Origin of the sequence: Nocardiopsis sp. NPDC006139, assembly GCF_040614155.1 — a bacterium.
GTDB lineage: Bacteria > Actinomycetota > Actinomycetes > Streptosporangiales > Streptosporangiaceae > Nocardiopsis > Nocardiopsis changdeensis.
Map to the genome: position 1 here is coordinate 306,675 of NZ_JBEXTT010000006.1, position 23,897 is coordinate 330,571.

Sequence of the window (23,897 nt, forward strand, 5' to 3'; positions counted from 1 at the left end):
GACGCCGGCGCCCGGGTCGTTGCCAAGGGGGCGGGGCTCGCCTAGGCTTCCCGGCACCACTCGCGGCTCCGTCCACGGGGGTGATCCCGCAGGTCGGCGGGGTACGGGCGGGGGCGCACGGTCGGGAGGTAAGTGCGATGAAGGCCACCGAGGCGGCGGATCTGCCGGTACTGCCCGGCGAGGAGCCGTGGACCCGGCAGGAGCTCGCGGGGGTCCGCGAACGCCTGGAAGACGACATCGCCGCCGCGCGCAGGGAGATCCGCCAGGTCGAGGAGCAGGTCGCCGAGCGGCTGGAGGACCCCGTGGACGGGGCCGGGGACGACCCCGCCGATACCGGGGCCAAGGCCTTCCAACGCGAACACGAGTTGGCGTTGGCCTACAATACTCGTGACCTGCTCGCCGCGAGCGAGCGGGCGATCGAACGGATGGACGCGGGAACCTACGGGGTCTGCGACTCATGCGGACGGCCCATCGGCAAGGAGCGCCTCCAGGCGTTCCCGCGGGCCACCCTGTGCGTCTCCTGCAAACAGCGCGAGGAGCGTCGCTGACTGAGGTAGAGCCCTCCGGGGACAGCAACATGACCACCGCCCGCACACCGGGGGGCCGCCGGCGGCGCTACCTGCTGCTGGTGCTCGTCGCGCTCGCCGCCATCGGCGTGGACCTCCTCACGAAGGAATGGGTCCTGGCCGCCTTCCAGGAGGGCGAGCGGCTCGACGTCATCGGCGAGATCGTGCAGTTCACGCTGGTGTACAACACCGGCGCCGCGTTCTCCATGGGCACCGACCACACCTGGGTGTTCACCACCATCGCCAGCGTCGTCGTCCTCGTCATCGCCTACATCGGGCTGCGGGTGCGCAGCGTCTGGTGGGCCGTGACCCTGGGCCTGATGATGGGCGGGGCCGCCGGGAACCTCGTGGACCGGATCTTCCGCGAACCCGAGCCGTTCCACGGTGCCGTCGTGGACTTCATCAAGGTGATGGACTTCCCGGTGTTCAACATCGCCGACTCCTGCGTGGTGGTCGGCGCCTGCCTGGTCGTCCTGCTGACCTTCAAGGGCGTGGAGCTGGACGGCAGCATCGTCTCCGACGACAAGGACGGCGACAGGGCCGGCGGCGGGGCGCGGGACACCGCGACCGCGGCCGGGGGCTCCGCCGAGGGCCGGACCGGGGACGACACCGCCCCCGGCGACGACACCACCACCGAAGGGAAGGGCCAGTGAGCGACACCCGCAGCCTGCCCGTGCCCGACGGGCTGGAGGGCGACCGGCTCGACTCGGCGATCGCCCGCATGTTCGGGCTGTCCCGCACCCGTGCGGCCGAGCTCATCGTGGACGGCAGCGTCCTGGTCGACGGCTCCGAGGCGGGCAAGTCCGACCGCGTCCGCGCCGGCGCCTGGCTGGAGATCACCCTGCCGCCGCCGCCCACCGCCCCCGTGCCGCGCCCCGAGCCCGTCCCGGGCATGCGGATCGTGCACGAGGACGCCGACATCATCGTGGTCGACAAGCCCGTCGGGGTCGTCGCCCACCCCACCGTCGGCTGGACCGGCCCCAGCGTCCTGGAGGGCCTGCTGGCCGCCGGGATCCAGGTGGCCACCAGCGGCGCCGCCGAGCGCCAGGGCATCGTGCACCGCCTGGACGCCAACACCACCGGGCTCATGGTGGTCGCCAAGAGCGAGACCGCCTACAGCGTCCTCAAGCGCGCCTTCAAGGAGCGCACGGTGGACAAGCGCTACCACACCCTCGTCCAGGGCCACCCCGACCCGCTGCGCGGCACCGTCGACGCGCCCATCGACCGCCACCCGGCGGGCGACGGCCGCTGGGCCGTGGTCGCGGGCGGGCGCCCCTCGGTGACCCACTACGACACCCAGGAGGCGTTCCGGGCCGCCAGCCTGCTGGAGATCAAGCTGGAGACCGGGCGCACCCACCAGATCCGGGTGCACATGTCGGCGCTGCGCCACCCGTGCGTGGGCGACATGCTCTACGGGGCCGACCCCACGCTCGCCGAGCGCCTGGGGGTGCGCCGCCAGTGGCTGCACGCGGTGCGGCTCGGGTTCGACCACCCCACCGAGCACCGGCCGGTGGAGTTCTCCAGCCCCTACCCGGAGGACCTGGAGCGGGCCGTGGAGATGCTGCGCGAGGACTGAGCCGCCCCTGGCTCCCCGGCCGGTGCGGACACCGGGCCGGGCGGGGCCGGACACGGCACGCGAACGCACGAGGGGCCGCCGGACATCCGTCCGGCGGCCCCTCTCCCGTCGTCCCGGTCAGCCCCGGGGCGGCGGGGCGACGGGCCGGGTGCGCACCAGCCCCTGGCACAGGGCCGCGCCGATGATGATCACCAGCGCCCCCAGCGGCTGGTTCCACGACAGGGTCTCGCCCATGAGGACGATCCCCGCGGCGATCGACACCACCGGCGCCACGTAGGTGACGGTGGTCGCGACGGTCGCCCCCGCCTCCCGCAGCACCGCGTACTGGAGCACGTAGGCCACCCCCGTGCCCATCACCCCCAGGACCAGGACCGAGGCCACCACCTGCCAGGTCACGTCGGTCGGGGCGTCGGTGGCCACCGGCACCAGCACCGCCAGCGGCACGGCGGCCAGCAGCAGCTGCAGCGCCGACAGCTCCAGGGCGCCGTGGGAGCTGCCCGCCACGAACCGGCGCAGGTACGGGGTGCCGATGCCGTAGCAGGCGGTCGCCGCGACCACGAACCCCATGCCGACCATGGCGTCCCGGTCGCTCACGCTCACCTCGCCCAGGGAGTTCCACACGCCGAACACCACGAGCACGCCCAGGAAGCCGATCCCCAGCCCGAGCACCCGGTCGCGGTCGGGGCGGCGCTCGTCGGCCAGCAGCAGCATCGAGAACACCACGCCGAACAGCGGCGTCGCGGCGTTGACGATGCCCATCACCGCCGAGGGGATGAGCTGGCCGGCGTACCCGAACAGCGTGAACGGGATCGTGTTGAGCAGCAGCGCGGCCACGAACATGTGGGCCAGCAGCCGCGGCGAGGTCGGCAGCCGGCCGCCGCGCAGCAGCACCACCGCCAGCAGCGGCAGGGCGCCGGCGGCGATCCGGCCCAGGGACAGCTGCATCGGCTCCAGGGACTGGGCGGCGACCCTGATGAAGACGAAGCTCATGCCCCAGATCAGGGCCAGGAGCGCGAACTTGACCCGCCAGTCGGCGGTGAGGCGGCGGACCCCGGCGGACGCGGCCGGGGAGGGAGAGAGCACGGGCATGGGACGTTTGTACCGCGCACCGATGTGTTAGGTCTACTTCGTATTTCTAAACGAGTGAGTTAGTGTTCCTTACATGCTCAGTGTCGACCGCCTCCGTGTCCTCCACGCCATCGCGGCGCACGGCTCCCTCAGCGCCGCCGCCGAGGCCCTGCACGTCACCAACTCCGCCGTCTCCCAGCAGCTCTCCAAGCTCGAACGCGAGGTCGGCCAGCCCCTGGTCGAGCGCAACGGGCGCGGGGTGCGCCTCACCGACGCCGCCGAACTCCTCGTCGAGCACGCCTCCCGGATCCTCTCCCTGGTGCAGCGGGCCGAGGCCGACCTGGAGGCCCACCGCGACCACGTCACCGGGCACCTGCGCCTGTCCGGCACCCCCACCGCCGTGCGCGGCATCCTGCCCCAGGCCCTCAACACCCTGCGCGAGGCCCACCCCCGGCTGCGGGTCGAGCTCTTCGAGGAGGAGCCCCACGAGAGCCTGCAGTCGATGGCCCGCGGCGAGGTGGACCTGTGCATGGTCATCGACTGGATGGGCTCCCCGCTCGCCCTGCCCGAGGGCATGAGCCGCGCGCCCCTGATGGAGGACGTCGGCGACATCGCCCTGCCCGCCGACCACCCCCTCGCCCACCGGGAGATCCTCGCCATCGACGAGATCCTCGACCTGCCCTGGATCAGCTGGTCGCGCGGGTCCATCTGCAACGACTGGCTCTACGACATGATCCGCTCGCGCGGCGGCGAGCCCAACGTCATCCACAACGTCGAGGAGCACCAGACCAAGCTGGCCCTCATCGCCGCCGGGATCGGCGCCGCCGTCATGCCCCGGCTGGGCCGCGGCCCGCTCCCCGACGGGGTGCGGGTGGTGCCGGTGCAGCCCGCCCTGGTCCGCCAGGTGTACGTGTTCTGGCGCACCGACGCCTCCCGCCGCCCCGCCATCCGCGCCACCGTCCGCGCCCTGCGCGAGTCGGCCGCCGCCTACGACACCCGCCCCGTCCCGGCCTGACGCCCGGGACGGGGCCCGGGCGGAGCCGCCGCGAGCGCGACGGACGCCGGGCCCGGTCGTCTTCCCCGCCCGGGACGCCCGCCGCGGGTAGCCGGGAGAGCCGTGCCTCGCGCGGGCGTGCGGACGGGCGGCCGCATCGGCGTCCCTGCCCGGGACACCTGCCCCGGGTGCCCCTGGGCGGAGACGGGGCGCCGCTCGAAGCCCCGACCGGGGCCGGCCTCAGGGGCCGGTCCCCGGACGGGACGGTCAGCGTGGGGCCTGGAGGAGTTCCGTCAGGGTCGCTGAGGGGCTGATCACCTCGGGGTCCGTGCGCACGTCCACCAGGGTCGGCAGGTCCGCCGCCACCGCCTCGCCCAGCACCTTGACCAGCTCCTCCCGGGTGTGCACGGTCTCCCCGCGCGCGCCCAGCGAACGGGCGTACCCCGCCAGGTCCAGCGGCCCGCCGATCCGCGTCCCCGCCAGCCGGCCCAGCTCGCGGGCCTGGTGCATGGCGATCGTGCCGTACAGCCCGTTCTGGAACACCACCACCGTCACCGGGGCGCCCTCGCGCACCGCCGTCTCCAGCTCCTGCCCGGTCATCAGCGCGCCGCCGTCGCCCGCCACCGCCACCACCGTGCGCTCCGGCTCGGCCAGCTTGGCGGCGACCGCGGCCGGGACCGCGTACCCCATCGCCCCGCTGGTGGGCGCCAGCTGGGTGCGCGGGTGCCGGAACCACCAGCCCCGGTGCAGGAACGACGCGAAGTTCCCGGCGTCGTTGGTGACCACCGCGTCCTCGGGCAGCGCCTCGCGCATCCCCGCGATCACCTGCCAGGGGTGCAGCCCCGGCCCCTCGTGCGCCTGCGTCTCCACCGGCACGGCCGACGAGTCCACCCAGGCCCGCCGGGCCGCGCTCCAGTCCCGGTAGGGGGCCTGGAACGGGGCTTCGGCCAGCTCGCGCAGGGCCTCGCCCGCGTCGGCCACCACCGACGCCCACAGGTCCAGGTGCGACCCCGGCCGCCCCGGGTCGATGTCGATCCGCGCCACCTTGGCCCGGGCCGTGTCCGGCAGCCGGTACCCCTGGGTTGTGGTCTCGCTCAGTCGGCACCCCACCACCAGCACCGCGTCGGCCTCCGACAGCGCGGCCAGCGTCGCGGGCGGGGCGCCCAGCCCCAGGTGGCCCAGGTAGAGCGCGTGGTCGTTGGGGAACACGTCCTGCCTGCGCCAGGCGGAGTACACGCCGGCGCCGAACCGCTCGGCCACGCGCACCAGGTCGGCGCGGGCGCCCCGGGCGCCCCCGCCCGCCACGACCACCGGCCGCACCGCCCGGGTCAGCCACGCCGCCAGCCGGTCGCGCTCGGCCCCGCCCAGCGGGGGCCGCGGCGGCTCCGGCGGCCGCGGGACCGACGCCGGTCCCACCACCTGTCCGAACAGGTCGCCCGGCACCGCGATGGACACCGGCCCCGGGCGGCCCGAGCGGGCCACCCGCAGCGCCTCGGCGGTCACCTCGGCCAGCCGGTCGGCCCGGTGCACGGTGGTGGACCACTTGGTGATGGGCGCGTAGAACGCGGTGAGGTCCACCTCCTGGAACGCCTCCCGCCCCAGCCGCTCCGTCTCGGCCTGGCCCAGGAACACGACCATCGGGGTGGAGTCCTGGTGCGCGGTGTGCACCGCGACCGCCAGGTTGGCCGCCCCCGGGCCGCGGGTGGCCGCCGCCACCGCCGGGACCCCGGTGAGCTTGGCGTCGGCCTCGGCCATGAACCCGGCGCCGCCCTCGTGCCGGGTGGACACCAGGCGCATCCCGGGATGGCGGTCGATCGCGTCGGCGAGCTCCAGGAAGCTCTCGCCCGGGACGGTGTAGCAGCGGCGGACGCCCGCGGCGGCCAGGACGTCGACCACCGCCTGCGCGGCGGTGCGGTCGGGGGGCGTGGGTCGGTGGTCGGCTGTGGCCATGGGGTGGGTCCCTTCCATCGTCGCAAGGTCCGCTCGGCGCGTCCGGGATCCGCCGGACGCCCGTCAACGACCTTTCCAGGCACCGTGAAGCCGGGTCAAGGAGCGCCCCGGGCGCCTGTGGACGACCACCCCCGAACCGCCCCCTGTGATCCGTGTCATAGAGATTCGGGCACGGAAGGGTCACGGAGGGCATTGTCACCTTTGCAAGTGGTGTGTCCGCTTCTAAAGTGCTGCGAGTCCGCGGTGGAACCGGTCCGCCACGGGACGCGACGGAAGGACACAGGTGGCCGCCACCGAACAACGCAAGGCGACGTGGAAGCAGATCGGTCCGGGAATCGTCGTCGCGGCCACCGGCGTGGGCGCCGGAGACCTGGTCGCCACCCTCATCGCGGGCAACCTCTTCGGTTACGCCCTCCTGTGGGCCACCATCGTGGGCTGCATCGTCAAGATCTCCCTGGCCGAGGCGACCGGCCGCTGGCACCTCGCCACCGGGCGCACCATCTTCGACGGCTGGACCAGCCTGGGCCGCTGGACCTGGGCGTACTTCGGCGTCTACGTGGTCCTCTGGGGCTTCGTCTACGGCGCCAGCGCCATGTCCGCCACGGCGCTTCCGCTCTCGGCCCTCTTCCCGCAGGTGCCCTTCAACGCCTGGGCGATCCTCGCGGGCGTCTCCGGCCTGGCCATCGTCTGGTTCAACCGGTACGCGATCTTCGAGAAGATCATGATGATCTTCATCGGCGTCATGTTCGTGATCGTCGTCGGCCTCGCGATCTACGTCGGTCCCGACATCGGCGAGGCCGTCACCGGCCTGGTCCCGCTGCTGCCCGAGGGCTCCCTCTTCTACACCCTGGGGCTCATCGGCGGCGTCGGCGGCACCATCACGATGGCCGCCTACGGCTACTGGGTCAACGCCAAGGGCTGGCGCGACTCCGGCTGGATGCGCATGATGCGCATCGACAACCGGGTCGCCTACATCACCACCGGCGTCTTCGTCATCGCGATGCTCGTCGTCGGCGCCGAGCTCCTCTACGCCAGCGGCATCGCCCTGTCCTCGGGCGACCAGGGCCTGCTCGACCTGGGCGAGGTCCTGCGCGACCGCTTCGGCGGGTTCGTCGCCACGCTGTTCCTCGTCGGCTTCTTCAGCGCCGCCTACTCCTCGATCATCGGCGTCTGGCACGGCGTCAGCCTGCTCTTCGCCGACTTCGTCAACCACGTGCGCGGCCAGAGCGACATGGACCCGGGGGCCACCGAGAAGAGCCTGCCCTTCCGCGCCTACATGCTGTGGCTGACCTTCCCGCCCATGCTGCTCCTGCTGCTGGGCCGCCCGGTCCAGCTCATCATCGCCTACGGCGTCCTCGGCTCGTTCTTCATGCCGTTCCTCGCCTTCACGCTGATGTGGCTGCTCAACTCCTCCCGCACCCCCGCCGAATGGCGCAACGGGTGGATCTCCAACACCGGCCTGGCCATCGCGGGCGGCCTGTTCCTGGTGCTGTGCGGATACGAGCTCTACGGCGTCATCACCGGGGAGTGACCCCGGCGCGGGGGCGGTACCTCCAGGGCCGCCCCCGCACCGCGTTCACAGCCCCAGGGCCCGCAGCCCGGCGGTGACCACCGCCGCGGCCAGCACCACCACCAGGAACGGGGCGCGCAGCGCCAGCGCGGCCACCGCCGCGCCCACCCCGCCCATCCGGGCGGTGTCCCAGGCCAGCGCCTGGCCCTCGCCGCGCAGCGCCTCCACCGCGATCAGCGCGGCCAGCAGCGCCAGCGGCACCGCCGTCGCGAACCGGCGCAGCCAGGCGTTGTCCAGCAGGCGCCGCGGCGCCGCCAGCCCGGCGAACTTCAGCAGGTAGCACCCGGCCGCCGTCGCGACCAGCACGATCCACAGCGTCACGACCGCACCCCCTCGCCGTCGTTGTCGGACTCCTTCGCGTCCGCGGCCCCGGGGGCCGCAGCGGGGCCGGCCACCCGCATCTCCGGCCCGACCAGGGCGATCAACGCGGCCGACGCGGCCAGCAGCACCGGCACCCCCGGCGGCAGCAGCGGTGTGGCCGCCAGGGCCAGCCCCGCCCCCAGCCCGGCGATCAGCCAGGTGCGGGCGCCGCCCTCGCGCAGCCGCGGCCACAGCAGCGCCAGGAAGATCGCCGGGCCGACCGCGTCCAGGCCCAGCGCGCCGATGTCGCTCACGCGCTCCGTGGCCAGAGCGCCCACCAGCGTCGTGACCACCCACGACGTCCCCAGCACCACATAGGTCGTGGTGAACGCCAGCCGGGCCGAGGCCCGGTCCGGCTGGGCCAGGGCCACCGCCGTCGTCTCGTCGATGACCCCGTGCGCGGCCAGCGCCCGCCGGAGCCCGCCCCGCAGGTCGAGGACGTCGGCCAGCCGCAGGCCGTACAGGGTGTTGCGGGCGCCCAGCAGCAGGGCGCCCAGCGCCCCGGCGACCAGGCTGCCGCCGCCGGCGACCACGCCGATCAGCGCGAACTGGGAGGCTCCGGTGAACATGAACATGCTGGTGAACACGGCCTGGGCCGGGGACAGCCCGGCGGTCGCGGCGGCGGTGCCGAACGCCAGGCCGGCGGCGCCCACGGCGACGCCGACCCCGAGGCTGTCGCGCACCGCGGGAGAACGGAGAAGGGAGATGGCTTTCACGCCGCCCCACGCTAGGAGCCGGGGCCGCCCGCCGTCTTGTACGTTCTTGCGCCCGCCCGGCACCGTGCCCGACCCCGGGCCGCCGGGCCGAACCCGGCTCAGCGCCCGGCCAGCGCCCGCCGGTACGCGCCCGGGGGCACCCCCAGGTGGCGGCGGAAGTGCCTGCTCAGATGCGCCTGGTCGGTGAACCCCACCTCCACCGCCACCTCCGACGGGGCCCGCCCGGCCGCCAGCAGCGTCCGGGCGCGGTCCACCCGCAGCTGGTTGAGGTAGGCGTGCGGGGGCAGCCCGTAGGCCTTCGAGAACGCCCGTGACAGCGCGAACGGGCCCAGGCCCACCGCGGCGGCCAGCTCCTCCAGGGTCGGCGGGTCGGTGAGCCGGGACGCCAGCACCTCCCGCGCCAGGGCCGTCTCGGGCCGGGCCTCGCGGGTCCGGACCCGGGGCGGGCGCTCGCGGCCGTGGGAGCGCAGCAGCGCCGCGATCCCGCGCCGCACCAGGGAGGAGGCCCCCAGCCGGTCGCCGCGTTCGGCCGCCAGGTGCGCCGCGTGCAGCAGCCGGGACGCCTCGGGTGCGTCGATCCCCGACTCGCTGAACGCCGGGGTGCCCCGCAGCCCCAGCTCCCGGGCGATGCCGACCACCACCTCCGGCCGGGGGTAGAACACCCGGTACGTCCACCCCTCGGGAACGCCCGCGTGCCCGGTGTGCACCTCGTCCGGGCCGACCACCGCCAGGCCGCCCGGGCCCACACGCGAGGTGCCGCCGGGGTGGGCGTACTCCTCGACGCCGCCGGTGATGACCCCGAACGTGTAGGTGGGGTGGGTGTGCCGGGTGAAGTTGGTGGTGACGAACCGGGCGGTGAGCATCTCCGTGTCCGGCAGCCCGGAGAAACGCCAGTAGCGCGCGCGTTCGGCGCGGGGGTCGTCGACGACGGGGTGGACCGTACTGGGCATGCCCATACGCCCAGGTTAACGTCGGTTCCTCCGCGGTGCCGCGCCGGTATTACGCTGCGCTCATGACCACGACCGAGATCAGGCAGGCGCGCGACGACCGCGACCGCGCCGCAGTGTTCGTCATCCGGGGCGCCGTCTTCGTCGCCGAGCAGAAGGTGCCCGTCGCCGAGGAGTGGGACGACCGCGACCCCGCCGCCCTCCACCTCCTCGCCCTCGTCGACGGGGTGCCCGCGGGCACCGTCCGCGTGGTGGAGCAGGACGGGGGAGCGGGCCTGCTCGGGCGCATGGCCGTACTGCCCGAGCGGCGCGGCACCGGCCTGGGCGCCGCCCTGGTGCGGGCCGCGGAGGACCTGGCCCGCGAACGCGGGCTCGCCGCCATGGAGCTGCACGCCCAGACCCACGCACTGGGCTTCTACGAGCGGCTGGGCTACACCGCCCACGGGGAGGAGTTCCTCGACGCCGGGATCCCGCACCGGCACATGGTCCGCGACCTGGGCTGACGTCCCTCGAAGTGCCCCCCGTCTCCCCTCGGTGTGACGGGGGGCGCACCCCCGGCCGCGGGGCGACCGGAATACCGCCGAGTAGGATTCGGTTTCGGGTGGTGGCCCCCACCACCAGTGCACACGCCGACCCGACGAGGAACACATGACGGTCAACACGCAGCCGGCCACCGAACGCCCCGACCCCCGCGCCTTCGGCCTCCCCGTGGTCGAACAGGCCGACATCCCCGCCGAACTGCGCACCCTCGTCGGCCGCGTGCACGCCCTCATCGACACCGTCGCCAACACCACCGAGACCGACCCCGCCGTCCTCGCCGAGGCCGCCGCCGCCGTCGAGGAGGTCACCGACCGCCTCGCCGCCGCGCCCCGCCGCCAGATCGGCACCATGGTCCGCCGCGACCTCCCCGACGGCGAGAGCGAGTACGGCACCATCACCAACATCGTCGCCGGGGACACCAACCCCGCCGCGCCGCCCCTGTCCCTGGTCCCGGCCGCCGGCGGCGGGGTGTACGGCGAGGTCACCCTCGACACCGTCTACCAGGGCCCTCCCGGGCTGGTCCACGGCGGCTGGATCGCCGCCCTCCTCGACCAGGCCGTCGGGACCGCCTCCTCCCTGGCGACCTCGCCCGGCCTCACCGCGCGGCTCGAGGTGAACTACCGCAGGCCCACCCCGCTGTTCAACCCGCTGGAGATCACCGCCGAGGTCGAGCGCACGGAGCGGCGCAAGGTCTACGTCAACGGCCGTATCCGCGTCAACGGCGAGGTCACCGCCGAGGCCACGGCCATCATGGTCCGCGTCGAGGTCCCCGAATAGGGGACCGGCCGGGGGCGCGCGTGCGCGCCCTCCGCGGACACGCTAAGATCACGCACATGACCCACCGCTATCACGTGTTTAGCGAGCCGACGCTCCCGTCGGCCGCCGACGACACGTAGGCGGAGACGGGAACGTCGGCAACAGAGCACTCGGGCCCCGCGGCCCCGGTGCTCTTTCGCTTTCCAGGCGGCCGACACCCTCCCGCACGGGACCCCGTACGGCCGCATCCACCGCGACCGGAGGCCACCGTGCACGACCAGACGTCCACCACCAGCGAGATCGCCCGCCTGCGCGAACACATCGACGCCATGGACGCGCGCCTCGCCGAGCTCCTGGAGCAGCGCGCCCTCGTCGCCGCCCGGGTCCAGCGGCTCAAGCCCGTCGGGTACTTCGCCGGACGCGACATGGACCGCGAGCGCCGCCTCGTCGAGCGCATGGCCGAACACGCGCCCCGCCTGGGCGCCGACCGGCTCGCCGCCATCATGGACAGCGTCATCACCGCCGGCCTGGCCGCCGCCGAGGAGGAGGCCGCCCGCGACCGCTGACCCGGCGGGGGCGTCAGCGGGACACGTCCACCCACACCAGGCGGTGGTCGGAGGCGGGGAACGGGGGACCCGCGCCGGCCAGGCGCGCCAGCGGGTCGTCCGGCGCCGGCCAGAACACGCCCCGGTCGCCCACCGCCAGGTCCCGCGAGGGCAGCACGTAGTCCACCCGCAGGTGCCCCGGCGGGGTGTCCTCGGTGAAGGCGTCCCCGTGGCCGGGCGCGCCCGCCGCGCTCCCGGCCCGGCCCCGGCCGCCCTGGGAGTGGGGGAGCGGGTCCGCCACCCGGGGGTGGGCCAGCAGGCGGTCGATCGCCCCGGGCAGGGAGGAGCCGTTGCGGGGGTCGGCGTTGAGGTCCCCCGCCAGCACGAACGGGGCGTCCGGCGCCAGCCCTCCGGCGGCCCCGGCGTCGTCGCGGATGTAGCCGTCCGCCCCGGGCGTCAGGTAGTCCGCCCAGAACCGGATCTCGTCGTGGTTGCGCAGCACGTTGCGGCGCTCGGGGCCGTCGAACGCGGGCGGCGTCGGATGCGAGGCCAGCAGGTGCACCGGGCGGCCCCACCCGGTGTCCACCGGCAGGTCCCAGTGGCTCTTGGACGACAGCCGCGCCGCCGCCCACGCCCGCGGCGACAGGAACGGCTCCCCGCTCGCCGGGTCCACCGGGACCAGCGCCCCGGGCATCGCCGCCCGCGGCAGCAGCCGGAACGTGCGCGCCCGCTCCGCGTCCAGGGGGTACCGGGAGAGCACCGCCATCCCGTACTGGCCGGGGAACCGGCCGAACCCGAACGCGTCCCCGGCGTAGGCGTCGCTCCCGGGCTCGGCCACCACCCGCCCGTCGCCGTCGAGGTCCTGACCGGACGAGACCCCGGTGTTCACCGGAGCAGTGAAGACATGGGGGAACTCCACACCCTCGGCACCGTTCCACCCGCGCTCCAGGTACTCGCGGGCGAACAGCTCCAGGGACCGGCCCGTCGGGTCGTGGTCGAACTCGTTCACCAGCAGCACGTCGGGGCGCACCCGCTGCACGGTCTCGGCGACCGCCCGCGCCAGCCTCCACTCCCCGGAGGCCAGCGCCGACGCCATCGCCCCGGGCCGCTGCCGCGACAGGGCCGTGTTGAAGGTCGCGAACCGCACCGACCCGGCGGGCACGGGCGGCGGCACCGACGGGGACACCGCCACGGCGGGCGCGGCGGCCGGCACGTCCTCGGAGGCCAGGACCATGGTGGCGGTGGACGCGGGAAGGAGAGGTCTCACCCGCCCATTCTCCCAACCGGAAAAGCCCTTGCGCGGATCCGGCCGCCCCCGCTTTCCTCGGGGGCATGCCCGAACCCAACCTGCCCTTCCGCTGGGACGTGGAACACGACCGCCTCGGCTCCCTCGTCGAGCCCGCCGACCCCGAGCGGTCCTATGTCGAGGCCCTCACCGAGTGCGCCGCCAAGGTGCTGGCCCGCGGCGGCGGCCGCGACCTGTACTTCGTCGGGCGCTCCCCGGACAGCGTGTACGACCTGCTGCGGGGCGTCCTGGCCGACACCGGGCACCGCGACCGCGTGCACCGGCTGCCGCTGTCCCTGTACGGGTACGACGGCCAGGGCCTGAGCCGGGCCGAACAGGCCCAGCTGCGCGCCAACCTCACCGCCCAGGGCGTCACCCCGGGGCGGCTGGCGGGCGGCGGGCGCGCGGTCGTGTTCTGCGACCTGGTCTCCCACGGGAGCACCTTCGAGAACCTGCACCGCGAGCTGCGCTCGTGGATCGGCGACGACGGCGCCGACTGGAACCGCATCCGGGGCCGCATCGGCTACCTGGGCATCGTCATGCGCGGCAAGACCAGCCCCAACACCTGGCGCTGGCAGCAGCACGCGCCGTGGGTGGGGGAGCTGCCGCCGCGCGCGGTGCGCAACGTGTCGGTGCCCGGGTGGCTGTGGGGCTACCTGGGCAACTTCCAGCCCAAGACGGAGCCGTCGTTCCGCCGCATCCGCTGGGCCGACCCGGGGGTCGCCCGCCCGCGCCACGACGAGAGGACCCGCGCCGCCCTGTCGGGGGCGGTGGCGCTGTTCGAGCGCGCCCGCACGCCGGAGGTCCGCTCCGCGTTCCGCGCCGTCCTGGCGGCGGAGCCCGCCTTCCGGGAGCCATGGCTGCGGACCCTCGCGCACGACATCCGTTCTTGAAGGGGGACGGTGGGGCAGGAGTGGTCTCGTCCCGGGCCCCACACCCCCGCCGCCGAGCGAGGCGACCTCCCCCGCGGCCTTCGCCTGATCCGTGGTTCGGGCCGGGCGGGCACCGAACGTCGTGGGAAAGTCGTAGGCTCAGGAGACACCACCCGTCCGTCCACCCACTGGGGAGCACTCCACCCATGGCAGACTCCTTCGTCCACCTGCATGTCCACACCGAGTACTCCATGCTCGACGGTGCGGCCAAGCTCAAGCCCCTCTTCAAGGAGGCGGGGAGACTGGGCATGCCTGCGGTCGCGATGACCGACCACGGCAACATGTTCGGGGCGTACGAGTTCTACCAGCAGTCCAAGGGCTCGGGGGTCAAGCCGATCATCGGCATCGAGGCCTATGTCGCCCCCGAGTCGCGTTTCCACAAGCAGCGCGTGTTCTGGGGGCGCGCCAGCGGGTCGGACGACACCTCTTCCGAGGGCGGCAAGGACATCTCCGGCGGCGGCCGCTACCTGCACATGACGATGCTGGCGCGCAACGCCACGGGCCTGCGCAACCTGTTCAAGATGTCGTCGCTGGCCTCCATCGAGGGCTACTACATGAAGCCCCGCATGGACCTGGACCTGATGTCGGAGAACAGCGAGGGGATCATCGTCTCCACCGGCTGCCCCTCCGGCGGTGTGCAGACCCGGCTCCGGCTGGGCCAGGAGAAGGAGGCCATCGAGTACGCCGCCAAGCTCCAGGACATCTTCGGCAGGGAGAACGTCTTCCTGGAGCTGATGGACCACGGCGTGCCCATCGAGAAGGAGGTCCGCGACGGCCTCCTCAAGGTCGGCCGGGAGCTCAAGATCCCGCCCCTGGTCACCAACGACTCCCACTACGTGTACGAGTCCCAGGCCGACGCCCACGACGCGCTGCTGGCGGTGGGCGTGGGCAAGAACCTGGACGACCCCACCCGGTTCCGGTTCAACGGCTCGGGCTACTACCTCAAGACCGCCGACGAGATGCGCGGCCTGCTCACCTTCGACGAGTGGCAGGAGGGGTGCAGGAACACCCTGCTGATCGCCGAGCGCATCGACCCCAACGCCTACGACGAGGTCTTCGCCCACCGCGACCTGATGCCGGTCTTCCCCGTCCCCGAGGGGGAGACCCAGTCCTCCTGGCTGGCCAAGGAGGTCGAGCGGCTGCTGCCGACCCGCTACCCGGACGGTGCCGGTGCGGAGGTCCGCCAGCGGGTGGAGTTCGAGCTGGGCATCATCAACGAGATGGGCTTCCCCGCCTACTTCCTGGTGGTCGCCGACATCTGCCAGTACGCCCGCAAGGAGGGCATCGCGCTGGGCCCCGGCCGCGGCTCGGCGGCGGGCTCGATGATCGCCTACATCCTGGGCATCACCGACCTGGACCCCCTGGAGCACGGGCTGCTGTTCGAGCGGTTCCTCAACCCCGAGCGCGTGTCCATGCCCGATGTCGACCTCGACTTCGACGAGCGCCGGCGCGGCGAGATGATCGAGTACGTCACCCGCCTGTACGGCGCCGAGCGGGTCGCCCAGATCCTCACCTTCGGCACCATCAAGGCCAAGGCCGCCGTGAAGGACTCCACCCGCATCCTGGGCATGCCCTACTCGGTCGGGGACCAGATCACGAAGGCGTTCCCCGCGGCCGTGGGCGGCAAGGAGATCCCGCTCGACGCCGTGTTCAACCCCGAGCACGAGCGGTACCCCGAGACCACCGAGCTGCGCAACCTGGTGGACAACGACCCCCAGGTCGCCAAGGTCATGGAGACCGCGCGCGGTATCGAGGGCCTGACCCGCGGCACCGGTGTGCACGCGGCGGGCGTCATCCTGTCCAAGGAGCCCCTGCTCGACGTCATCCCGCTGCACATGCGCGACGCCGACGGGGCCATCATCACCGGCTTCCCCTACCCTCAGTGCGAGGAGATGGGGCTGCTCAAGATGGACTTCCTGGGCCTGCGCAACCTCACGATCATGGACGACGCGGTCAAGTCCATCAAGGAGGCCGAGGGGATCGACATCGACCTCTCCAAGCTCCCCCTGGACGACAAGAAGACCTACCAGCTGCTCGCGCGCGGCGACACCCTGGGCGTGTTCCAGCTGGACGGCGGCGCCATGCGCAACCTCCTCAAGCGGATGCAGCCGAAGAAGTTCGGCGACATCGCCGCCGTCAACGCCCTGTACCGGCCCGGTCCGATGGCGGCCAACGCCCACAACGACTACGCCGACCGGTCGAACGGCCGCCAGGAGATCACCCCGATCCACCCGGAGCTCAAGGACGCCCTGGAGCCGATCCTCGCCGAGACCTTCCACCTGATCGTGTATCAGGAGCAGATCATGGCCATCGCCCAGCAGCTGGCCGGGTACACGCTGGGCGGGGCCGACCTGATGCGCCGCGCGATGGGCAAGAAGAAGAAGGAGGCCCTGGAGGAGGAGGAGGCCAAGTTCTTCCCCGGCGCCATGGAGCGCGGCTTCTCCAAGGAGGCCATCCAGACGCTCTGGGACGTCATGCTCCCGTTCTCGGGCTACGCGTTCAACAAGTCGCACGCCGCCGGCTACGCCCTGGTCTCCTACTGGACCGCCTACCTCAAGGCCAACCACCCCGCCGCGTACATGGCCGCGCTGCTGACCTCGGTCAGCGACGACAAGGACAAGATGGCGGTCTACCTCGCCGAGTGCCGCGCCCAGGGCATCAAGGTGCTCCCGCCGGACGTCAACGAGTCCGGTCTGCGCTTCACCCCCGTGGGCAAGGACATCCGCTTCGGCATGGGCGCGGTCCGCAACGTGGGCGCCAACGTCGTCAACTCGATCATCAAGAGCCGCACGGAGAAGGGCAAGTACACGTCCTTCACCGACTTCCTGTCCAAGATCGAGCTGGCCGCCTGCAACAAGCGCGTCATCGAGTCCCTGATCAAGGCGGGCGCCTTCGACTCCCTGGGCCAGCCCCGGCGTGAGCTGTACCGCCACCACGAGGTCGCGGTCGACGGCATGATCAGCTCCAAGAAGCAGGAGGCCCACGGCCAGTTCGACCTGTTCGGCGGCGCTGAGGAGGGCGGCGACTCCACCCCGATCGGGCTGAACATCCAGTGGGGCGACGAGGAGTGGGACCGCAAGACCAAGCTCGCCTTCGAGCGCGAGATGCTGGGCCTGTACGTGTCCAGCCACCCGCTGGCCGGGGCCGAGCGGGTGCTGGCCCGCTCCCGGGACACCTCCATCGCCCAGATCGTGGCCGGGGAGATGAGCCGCGAGCGCAACGAGCTGCGCATCGCCGGGCTGATCTCCAAGGTGGAGAAGCGGGTGAACAAGGCGGGCAACCAGTGGGCGATCGCCACCGTGGAGGACCTGGACGCCTCCATGGAGGTGCTGTTCTTCCCCAAGACCTTCCCGCTGTACGTGGACGCCCTCATCGAGGACACCGCGGTGACGGTCAAGGGCCGCCTCAACGACCGGGACGGCACCTGGTCGATGTTCGCCTCGGAGCTGTCCATCCTGGACATCTCGCACATCACCGAGGGCGAACCGCCGGTGCTGCTGACGGTGGACGAGAAGCGGCTGACCCCGGAGCTGGTCGACGAGCTGCGCCAGGTGCTGAGCACGCACAAGGGGGACACCCCGGTGCGCATCCGGGTGGACAACCCGGTCCGTTCCAAGGTCTTCGCGGTGGACCGCTACTCGGTGCGGATCTCCCCGGAGTTCAACGGTGAGATGAAGAGCCTGCTGGGGGCGTACGCGGTCGACTACTAGCCGCCGCTCGACCGTATCCCCGTGCGCCGCCGACCGGCGCACGGGGATTTTTCGTGCCCGGGGCTTGCCGAAGCGAAGTTAGAGATATATCTTTGAGCTATCAGAACAGAGCATGACAGTCGCTCTGTATCGACACTGAGGAGAACACCATGACCGCCATGGCACTTCCCGGTCCCTGGGACTGGAACGACGACAGCGCGGACGGCCCGCGCGGCCCCCGGTCGCGCCGCTTCGCCGAGGGGCGGCGCGGCGGCGGGCGCCGCCGGGACCACCACCACGGAGGCGGACCCCACGCCGGGTTCGGCCCGGTGGTGCCGCCCGGGCCCCCCGCGCCACCCGTACCGCCGGGAGGCCCCGGCGGCTGGGGGGCCGGGCCGTTCGGGCCGGGGGGACCGTTCGGTCCCGGCGGGCCCTTCGGCGGGTTCGGGCCGCACGGCCCCGGCGGGGGGCACCGGCGGGGCGGCCCCCGCGCCCGGAGGGGCGACGTGCGCACCGGCATCCTGATGCTGCTGGCCGAGGAGCCGCGCAGCGGCTACGAGATCATCCGGGAGGGCCGCGAGCGCAGCGGCGGGGCCTGGCGCCCCAGCCCCGGCTCCATCTACCCGATGCTCCAGCAGTTGGAGGACGAGGGGCTCATCGTCCAGGAGGAGGGCGAGGGCCGCCGCCGCCCCTACCGGCTCACCGAGGAGGGCATCGACCACCTCGAGGAGCACGGCGCCGACCTGACCCCGCCGTGGGAGGCCGCCGCCGACGCCTACGCCGACGACCGCTCCCGCTACGAGGAGATCGGCGCCCTGGCCGCCCAGCTCGGCGCCGCCGCCTTCCAGGTCGCCCAGGCCGGCACCCCCGAGCAGGTGGACCGCGCCAAGCGGCTGCTGGCCGAGAGCAAGCGCGGCCTGTACCGCATCCTCGCCGAGGACGAGCCGGAGTCCGACGACGGGTACGACACCGGACAGGACTGACCCCGGACACGGCGACGGGGCCCGCCGCGGATCGGCGGGCCCCGTCGGTCGTCGCCCCTACTCCCCGGTGGTGCCGTCGGCGAGTTCGCGCAGGATGTCCAGGTGCCCGTTGTGCCGGGCGGTCTCCTCGATCATGTGCACCAGCACCCAGCGCAGCGTCGTGGCGTCCTCGCCCTCGCGGCGGCGCACGGCCGCGGTGTCCAGCTCCAGCTCCGCGGTGATCTCCCGGGAGCGCTCGCACTGCGCCTCGTACTCTTCGAGCAGCGTCCCCAGCGGCACCTCGTTGCCGCGCCGCCACTCGCCGTCCGGGTCCTCGGGGGTCGCGTACCCGCGCTCGGGCAGCCCCAGCAGGATCCACTCGAACCAGGCGTGCTCCACCCAGCGCAGGTGGGACACGATCGCGCCCACGCTCATCAGCGGAGAGGTGGGCAGCGGGGTGGCCGTCGCGTGTTCGGCGGCGATCCCCGCGCACTTGGCGTGGACGGTGGCGCGGTGCCGGTCCAGCCAGGTGGTGAGCATGGTGCGCTCGTCGGCGTCCGTCGGCGGGTCGACGCGTTCGGGCGCGGCCGGGAGGGTGATGTGTTCCGTCATCTCCCCATCATGGCGGTCACGGCCGACGGTCTTCACGTCCTTTTCCGCTCCCGCGCGCGCCGTCCTCACTCCCCGGTGGTGCCGTCGGCGAGCTCGCGCAGGACGTCCAGGTGCCCGTTGTGCCGGGCGGTCTCCTCGATCATGTGGACCAGCACCCAGCGCAGGGTGGTCCGCCCCCGGGACCCCAGGACCTTGCGCGAGGACGACCCGAGTTCGAGTTTGGCGGTGATCTCCCGCGACCGGGCGCACTGGGCCTCGTACTCCTCCAGCAGCGCCCCGAGGGGGAGCCCGGCCCCCAGCCGCCACTCGGCGTCGGGGTCCTGTGCGCTGTAGGGGGCCAGGTCCGGCTGGTCCAACATCGCGCTCTCGAACCAGAACGCCTCCACCCATCGCAGATGGGACACCACACCGCCCACGGTCATCAGCGGCGAGGTCGGCAGCGGCGCGGCCGAGGACAGGGACGGGTCCAGCCCCGCGCACTTGGCGTGGACGGTGGCGCGGTGCCAGTCCAGCCAGGAGGTGAGCATGGTGCGCTCGTCGGCCGCCATCGGGGGGTCGACACGGGCGGTCAGGGGCAGGTGAAGAGTGCTGTTCTTGTCGCTCATGCCGGTATTCTCCGTTCCGGTCATGCCGCCGAGCCACTGGTTTTCCGTGGTGAGGGCACGAGGGCGAGGAGAAGACCGCAGATGGACGACCGGAACGGCGCGGACGCGCCGCGCGGGCCGCGACCGCTGATCGTGGGCGCATGGGTGTTCGGCGCGCTGGCCGCCGCCGGCGCGCTGCTCGGTCCGGTCTGGTGGCTCCTGGCCCCGGACCGGGCCGAGGGCACGGCCCTGGGGGAGGGGGAGGTCTTCACCGGCACCAGCGAGGCCCTGTTCGCGGGGGAGGGGACCTTCGTCCTGGTCACCGCGCTGGCGGGACTGCTCAGCGGCTACGCCGTCTACATGGTGCAGTTCCCCCTGGCCCGCAGGCGCCCCCGCGACCTGCGCCTGTGGTGCCTGCTGGCGGGTTTCCTCGGCTCCGCGGCGGGGACCCTGCTGACCTGGCGGATCGGCATGCTGCTGGACACGCCCCTGCACACGGCGCTGGCGCGGGCGCAGGCCGGTGACGAGGTCGCCGTGGGCCTGCACCTGGACGCCACGGCGTTCCTGGTCGCCTGGCCCTTCGTCTTCGTGCTCCAGTACGCCCTGCTCGACCTGATCAGCATGGTCCGCCGGGACCTGCCGGGCGTGCCCCGGCGCGCCCGGGCCGCCGCGGCCTCCTCCGACGCGCCGTGGTCCGGCCCCTCCCCGGTGGGCGAGGGGCCGGACCCGCTGGCACGCTGACCGTCAGACGGCCCGGATGCCGTCCTCGTACATACCGTCCAGGATGTCCTGGTACTTGGTCTCCACCGCACGGCGCCGCATCTTCAGGCTCGGCGTGATCTCGCCGCCCTCCACGGTCAGGTCGTTGGGCAGGATCGAGAACTTCTTGACGGTCTCGTGCCGGGGCAGGTCCCGGTTGAGCTCGTCGACGGCCTCCTGGACCATCGCGCGCACCTTCGGCTCCCGGGTGAGGGCGGTGTAGTCGAGGCCGCCCAGGCCGTTCTCCCGGGCCCAGGCCGTGACGGCCTCGGGGTCCAGCGCGACCAGCGCCACGCAGTAGGGCCGGCGGTCGCCGTGCACCACCAGGTTGCTGACGTAGGGGCACAGCGCCTTGAACCGGCTCTCCAGGTGCTGCGGCGCCACGTACTTGCCGTTGGAGGTCTTGATGAGCTCCTTCTTGCGGTCGGTGATGCGGAGCCTGCCGTCCTCCAGGACGCCGATGTCGCCGGTGGCGAACCAGCCGTCCCGGTCGATGGCCTCCTCGGTGGCGCCCGACAGGTTGTGGTAGCCGCGCATGACGCCGCCGCCGCGCAGCAGGATCTCGCCGTCCTCGGCGATCTTCACCTCGGTCCCGGGCATCGGCATGCCCACCGTCCCGAACCTGATGCCGCCGGGCCGGTTGAGGAAGGATCCCGCGCTGGTCTCGGTGAGCCCGTAGCCCTCCAGGATGACGATCCCGGCGCCGTAGAAGAACCGGCCGATCTCGGGGGCCAGCGGGGCGCTGCCGGAGATGAAGAACTTCAGCCGGTCGCCGAAGCGGGCGCGCAGCTTGGAGAAGACGAGCCGGTCGGCCACCCTGTGCTGCAGGGCCAGGGCCCCGGCGGGCTCCCTGCCGTCCTCCCTGAGCCGGGCCACCCGGTCGCCCACGCCCACGGCCCACTTGAAGATGCGGTACTTGGCGGCGCCGCCCTCCTTGGCCTGCATGACGACCCGGTTGTACACCTTCTCGAAGATGCGGGGGGCGGCGGCCATGAAGGTCGGCCGGACGACGGAGAGGTTGTCGACGATCTTGTCGACCCGCCCGTCCACGGCGGTGGAGAACCCCACCTGCAACTGGTTGACCTGCATCAGCTTGCCGAACACGTGGGACAGCGGCAGCCACAGGTACTGCACGTCGTCGGGGCCGAGCAGCTCCCAGCCCTGGCCGCGCAGCTCCGTGTCCAGGTCCTGGAGCGCCTTGGCCTCGTACAGCCAGTTGGCGTGGTCCAGCCGCACGCCCTTGGGGCGGCCGGTGCTGCCGGAGGTGTAGATGAGGGTGGCGATGTGGTCGGGCGCCACCGCCTTGACGAGCTCGTCGAACAGCTCGGGCCGCTCCCCGTGCAGCGCGGCGCCCAGGGCGGCCAGCTCGTCCAGGGTGATGACCCAGCCGTCGTGGCCGCCCTCGCCGTCGAAGACGACGACCTTGGACACGCCGGGGATCTGCGCCCGCTGGTCCACCAGCTTGGCGACCTGGTCGGCGTTCTCGGCGAAGACCAGCATGCTGCCGGAGTCGGAGATGATGTACGCCGAGTCGGCGGCGGTGGAGGAGGGGTAGACGGTGGTGGAGGCGCCGCCCGCGCACAGGATCGCCAGGTCGGCCAGGATCCACTCGATCCTGGTGGAGGAGGCGATGGCGCAGCGCGCCTGCGAGGTGACCCCGAGGGAGTGCAGGCCCAGGGCGAGGTCGCGGACCCGGTCGCGGGTCCGCGACCAGGTCAGGGTCTCCCAGGTCTCGGGAGCACCGGTGCTGTTGGGAACGGGGTAGGTGAACGCCGTCGCGTCGCCGCTCTCGGCCACACGGGAGACGAACATGTCCGGAACCGACGAGAAGGGGGATGAAGTGTTACCCATGTCACAAAGCTACCCTCGGGTAGTAGGGGCGGCAACAGCCGATGTCCCCTTGTGACAAGGTATGCGCGGTTTCATTCCCGATCGCCCCGATCGGTTCACCGCCCCGTTCCCGGCCGCCGTTGCGCCGCTCAGGCGGCGCCGATGGGAGCGACGACCGCCTCGGTGAGCGTGATGAGGTCGGCGGGCGCCAGCTCCATCTGGAGCCCGCGCCGCCCCGCCGACACGTAGACCGTCCGCTGCCCGCGCGCCGACGCGTCGACGACGGTGCGCAGCCGCTTGCGCTGCCCCAGCGGGCTGATCCCGCCGCGCACGTACCCGGTGGCCTTCTCCGCCTTGGCCGGGTCGGCCATCACGGCCTTCTTCCCGCCCACGGCGGCCGCCAGCGCCTTGAGGTCCAGTGAGGTGCTCACCGGCACCACCCCCACCGTCAGGACCCCGTCCACCTCGGCCACCAGCGTCTTGAACACCTGCTCGTGGGGGATCCCGAGCGCGTCCGCGGCGTCCGTGCCGTAGGAGTGGCCGTCCCCGCCGGCCGCCTCGTACGGGTGCAGTGTGTAGGTGGTCTTGGTCCGTCCGGCCGCCACGGTGGCGGGTGTGGCCTTTCCGCTCATCGGTTCCCCGGTCCCTCGTCGAAGCGCGCCCGACCCCCGGGCGCCTGGTCTGTAGGGCAGGCTAACGAACCCGGCGCCCGCGGCGCCCGGACCGGGGGCGCGGGTCCGGTCCGCGTCCGCCGCCGTCAGTTGAAGGAGACCCCGTTGTTGAGGAACGGGCCGGCGGGCAGCGTGTTGAGGGTCGGCGTGTGCACGATGCGGTTCTCCCGGCGCAGGAACCGGGCCAGCACGGCCAGCCGGGTCGCCGCGTCCTCGGCCTCCAGCAGCCGCTGCTTCTCGGCCTGGTCGAGCACGACCGCCTCGGACAGCGCGTACGACAGCGGGACGGGGTCCTTGGGCGGGTCCACGAACGTCCCCGGGGTCAGCCCGGCCGCGGACAGCCGCTCCCGGTAGACCTCGAACAGCGCCCGCACCCGCTCGGCGTGCTCCTCGGCGTCGGGGCCGGCCGCCTCGGGCAGGAACGACACCGACGCGGTGGGGTAGACGTCGGCGGAGGAGGCGTCGACCTCCGACAGGTCGTCGACCGTGAACCGGGTGCCGCCCTCCACCACCAGGTCGTAGCGGCCGTCGTCGTAGGTGCGCACGTTGCGGACCAGCGCGGTGCAGCCGGTGGCGCTCACCCGGGGGAGCCGGACGTCGCCGCCCAGGGTGGGCGCCCCGACGGGGTTCTCGGTGGTCTGCGCGGACGAGGTGGCCGCCACCTCGTGCCCCAGCTCGATCCACACCACCCCGAACCGCCGCGGTGAGCGGTCGCGCCCGGCGAGTTCACCGCGGGTGAGGGTGGGGCCGAGCAGTTCGGAGACCAGCCGCCGGTAACGCGGCTCGAAGACGTGCAGGGGGACGTTCACACCGGGGAACAGAACGGTGTTCAAGGGAAAGATCGGCAGAGCCTGGGCCATGGCCCCAGTATGCCTTTCGTCACGGCCGTTCGGGCTCGGACACCCGGCGGGGGCGCCCGGTCGGACCGCGACGGCGAGACCGTGGGCCCGGACGGGTTCCTGGGCGCGGCCGAGGAGTCCGGGCT

The 23,897-nt window shown here is 73.1% G+C and carries 23 protein-coding genes; 12 read left to right on the top strand and 11 right to left on the bottom strand.

Annotation, left to right across the window (positions count from 1 at the left end):
- Positions 1-137 precede the first annotated feature (137 nt).
- The 3 genes from ABZ249_RS10660 to ABZ249_RS10670 are packed head-to-tail and all read left to right on the top strand — an operon-like array spanning position 138 to position 2,142.
- Entirely contained in the window at positions 138-548 is a 411-nt protein-coding gene (locus ABZ249_RS10660; RefSeq protein ID WP_220562491.1) for a TraR/DksA C4-type zinc finger protein, read from the top strand.
- Between the two features lie 29 nt (positions 549-577).
- Positions 578-1,219 (top strand): signal peptidase II, encoded by a 642-nt coding sequence (gene lspA / locus ABZ249_RS10665; RefSeq protein ID WP_355260189.1) that lies wholly within the window; start codon positions 578-580, stop codon positions 1,217-1,219.
- Positions 1,216-2,142 (top strand): RluA family pseudouridine synthase, encoded by a 927-nt coding sequence (locus tag ABZ249_RS10670; RefSeq protein ID WP_220562489.1) that lies wholly within the window; start codon positions 1,216-1,218, stop codon positions 2,140-2,142. The genes lspA and ABZ249_RS10670 overlap by 4 nt, the downstream gene beginning before the upstream one ends.
- Positions 2,143-2,259: 117 nt before the next feature.
- Here the strand turns inward: ABZ249_RS10670 and ABZ249_RS10675 are convergent, their stop codons facing one another.
- Complete coding sequence (locus ABZ249_RS10675) at positions 2,260-3,231, bottom strand: DMT family transporter (RefSeq protein WP_355260193.1); 972 nt, start codon at positions 3,229-3,231, stop codon at positions 2,260-2,262.
- Positions 3,232-3,304: 73 nt separating this feature from the next.
- Between ABZ249_RS10675 and ABZ249_RS10680 the strand changes: the two genes are divergently transcribed.
- On the top strand, positions 3,305-4,225 hold the full coding sequence (locus ABZ249_RS10680; protein WP_220562487.1) for a LysR family transcriptional regulator: 921 nt from the start codon (positions 3,305-3,307) through the stop codon (positions 4,223-4,225).
- A 246-nt stretch (positions 4,226-4,471) separates the two neighbouring features.
- On the opposite strand, the gene ABZ249_RS10685 is transcribed toward ABZ249_RS10680, so the two are convergent.
- Entirely contained in the window at positions 4,472-6,154 is a 1,683-nt protein-coding gene (locus tag ABZ249_RS10685; RefSeq protein WP_355260198.1) for a thiamine pyrophosphate-dependent enzyme, read from the bottom strand.
- Positions 6,155-6,437: 283 nt separating this feature from the next.
- On the opposite strand from ABZ249_RS10685, the gene ABZ249_RS10690 reads away from it, so the two are divergent.
- Positions 6,438-7,685: an Nramp family divalent metal transporter gene (locus ABZ249_RS10690; protein WP_355260201.1), complete on the top strand. Its 1,248-nt coding sequence runs from the start codon at positions 6,438-6,440 to the stop codon at positions 7,683-7,685.
- Positions 7,686-7,730: 45 nt separating this feature from the next.
- Here the strand turns inward: ABZ249_RS10690 and ABZ249_RS10695 are convergent, their stop codons facing one another.
- From ABZ249_RS10695 to ABZ249_RS10705, 3 genes are all read right to left on the bottom strand, one after another.
- Complete coding sequence (locus ABZ249_RS10695) at positions 7,731-8,045, bottom strand: AzlD domain-containing protein (protein WP_355260204.1); 315 nt, start codon at positions 8,043-8,045, stop codon at positions 7,731-7,733.
- Positions 8,042-8,800: an AzlC family ABC transporter permease gene (locus ABZ249_RS10700; protein WP_355260207.1), complete on the bottom strand. Its 759-nt coding sequence runs from the start codon at positions 8,798-8,800 to the stop codon at positions 8,042-8,044. Before ABZ249_RS10700 ends, ABZ249_RS10695 begins: the two co-directional genes overlap by 4 nt.
- 98 nt (positions 8,801-8,898) lie before the next feature.
- Positions 8,899-9,756, bottom strand: coding sequence for an AraC family transcriptional regulator (locus ABZ249_RS10705; protein WP_355260210.1), 858 nt, complete (start codon positions 9,754-9,756; stop codon positions 8,899-8,901).
- Positions 9,757-9,812: 56 nt separating this feature from the next.
- Between ABZ249_RS10705 and ABZ249_RS10710 the strand changes: the two genes are divergently transcribed.
- The 3 genes from ABZ249_RS10710 (at position 9,813) to ABZ249_RS10720 (ending at position 11,609) form a co-directional block, all read left to right on the top strand.
- Positions 9,813-10,250, top strand: a complete 438-nt coding sequence (locus ABZ249_RS10710) for a GNAT family N-acetyltransferase (RefSeq protein WP_220562482.1) — start codon at positions 9,813-9,815, stop codon at positions 10,248-10,250.
- A 145-nt stretch (positions 10,251-10,395) separates the two neighbouring features.
- Positions 10,396-11,064: a PaaI family thioesterase gene (locus ABZ249_RS10715; RefSeq protein ID WP_355260214.1), complete on the top strand. Its 669-nt coding sequence runs from the start codon at positions 10,396-10,398 to the stop codon at positions 11,062-11,064.
- 248 nt (positions 11,065-11,312) lie between these two features.
- Positions 11,313-11,609, top strand: coding sequence for a chorismate mutase (locus ABZ249_RS10720; RefSeq protein WP_277615487.1), 297 nt, complete (start codon positions 11,313-11,315; stop codon positions 11,607-11,609).
- Between the two features lie 13 nt (positions 11,610-11,622).
- On the opposite strand, the gene ABZ249_RS10725 is transcribed toward ABZ249_RS10720, so the two are convergent.
- The gene (locus ABZ249_RS10725) at positions 11,623-12,822 is read right to left on the bottom strand and encodes an endonuclease/exonuclease/phosphatase family protein (RefSeq protein ID WP_355260276.1); all 1,200 of its coding nucleotides are present in this window, start codon (positions 12,820-12,822) and stop codon (positions 11,623-11,625) included.
- 98 nt (positions 12,823-12,920) lie between these two features.
- Here ABZ249_RS10725 and ABZ249_RS10730 point away from each other — a divergent pair, with 98 nt between their 5' ends.
- The 3 genes from ABZ249_RS10730 to ABZ249_RS10740 all read left to right on the top strand — a co-directional run bounded on the left by ABZ249_RS10730 (position 12,921) and on the right by ABZ249_RS10740 (position 18,477).
- Positions 12,921-13,766: a hypothetical protein gene (locus tag ABZ249_RS10730; RefSeq protein WP_355260217.1), complete on the top strand. Its 846-nt coding sequence runs from the start codon at positions 12,921-12,923 to the stop codon at positions 13,764-13,766.
- A gap of 185 nt (positions 13,767-13,951) precedes the next feature.
- Entirely contained in the window at positions 13,952-17,515 is a 3,564-nt protein-coding gene (dnaE, locus tag ABZ249_RS10735) for a DNA polymerase III subunit alpha (RefSeq protein ID WP_355260220.1), read from the top strand.
- A gap of 149 nt (positions 17,516-17,664) precedes the next feature.
- Positions 17,665-18,477: a PadR family transcriptional regulator gene (locus ABZ249_RS10740; RefSeq protein ID WP_355260223.1), complete on the top strand. Its 813-nt coding sequence runs from the start codon at positions 17,665-17,667 to the stop codon at positions 18,475-18,477.
- 57 nt (positions 18,478-18,534) lie between these two features.
- Here the strand turns inward: ABZ249_RS10740 and ABZ249_RS10745 are convergent, their stop codons facing one another.
- A complete protein-coding gene (locus tag ABZ249_RS10745; RefSeq protein WP_355260226.1) occupies positions 18,535-19,068 on the bottom strand; it encodes a DinB family protein in 534 nt (177 codons plus the stop codon).
- Positions 19,069-19,133: 65 nt separating this feature from the next.
- A complete protein-coding gene (locus ABZ249_RS10750) occupies positions 19,134-19,673 on the bottom strand; it encodes a DinB family protein (RefSeq protein ID WP_355260229.1) in 540 nt (179 codons plus the stop codon).
- 81 nt (positions 19,674-19,754) lie between these two features.
- Between ABZ249_RS10750 and ABZ249_RS10755 the strand changes: the two genes are divergently transcribed.
- Complete coding sequence (locus ABZ249_RS10755; RefSeq protein ID WP_355260232.1) at positions 19,755-20,393, top strand: hypothetical protein; 639 nt, start codon at positions 19,755-19,757, stop codon at positions 20,391-20,393.
- Positions 20,394-20,396: 3 nt separating this feature from the next.
- On the opposite strand, the gene ABZ249_RS10760 is transcribed toward ABZ249_RS10755, so the two are convergent.
- From ABZ249_RS10760 to ABZ249_RS10770, 3 genes are all read right to left on the bottom strand, one after another.
- Positions 20,397-22,262, bottom strand: coding sequence for a long-chain fatty acid--CoA ligase (locus ABZ249_RS10760; RefSeq protein ID WP_355260235.1), 1,866 nt, complete (start codon positions 22,260-22,262; stop codon positions 20,397-20,399).
- Between the two features lie 128 nt (positions 22,263-22,390).
- On the bottom strand, positions 22,391-22,846 hold the full coding sequence (gene ybaK, locus ABZ249_RS10765) for a Cys-tRNA(Pro) deacylase (protein WP_355260279.1): 456 nt from the start codon (positions 22,844-22,846) through the stop codon (positions 22,391-22,393).
- Positions 22,847-22,998: 152 nt separating this feature from the next.
- Positions 22,999-23,772, bottom strand: coding sequence for an LON peptidase substrate-binding domain-containing protein (locus tag ABZ249_RS10770; RefSeq protein ID WP_355260239.1), 774 nt, complete (start codon positions 23,770-23,772; stop codon positions 22,999-23,001).
- Positions 23,773-23,897: the final 125 nt, after the last annotated feature.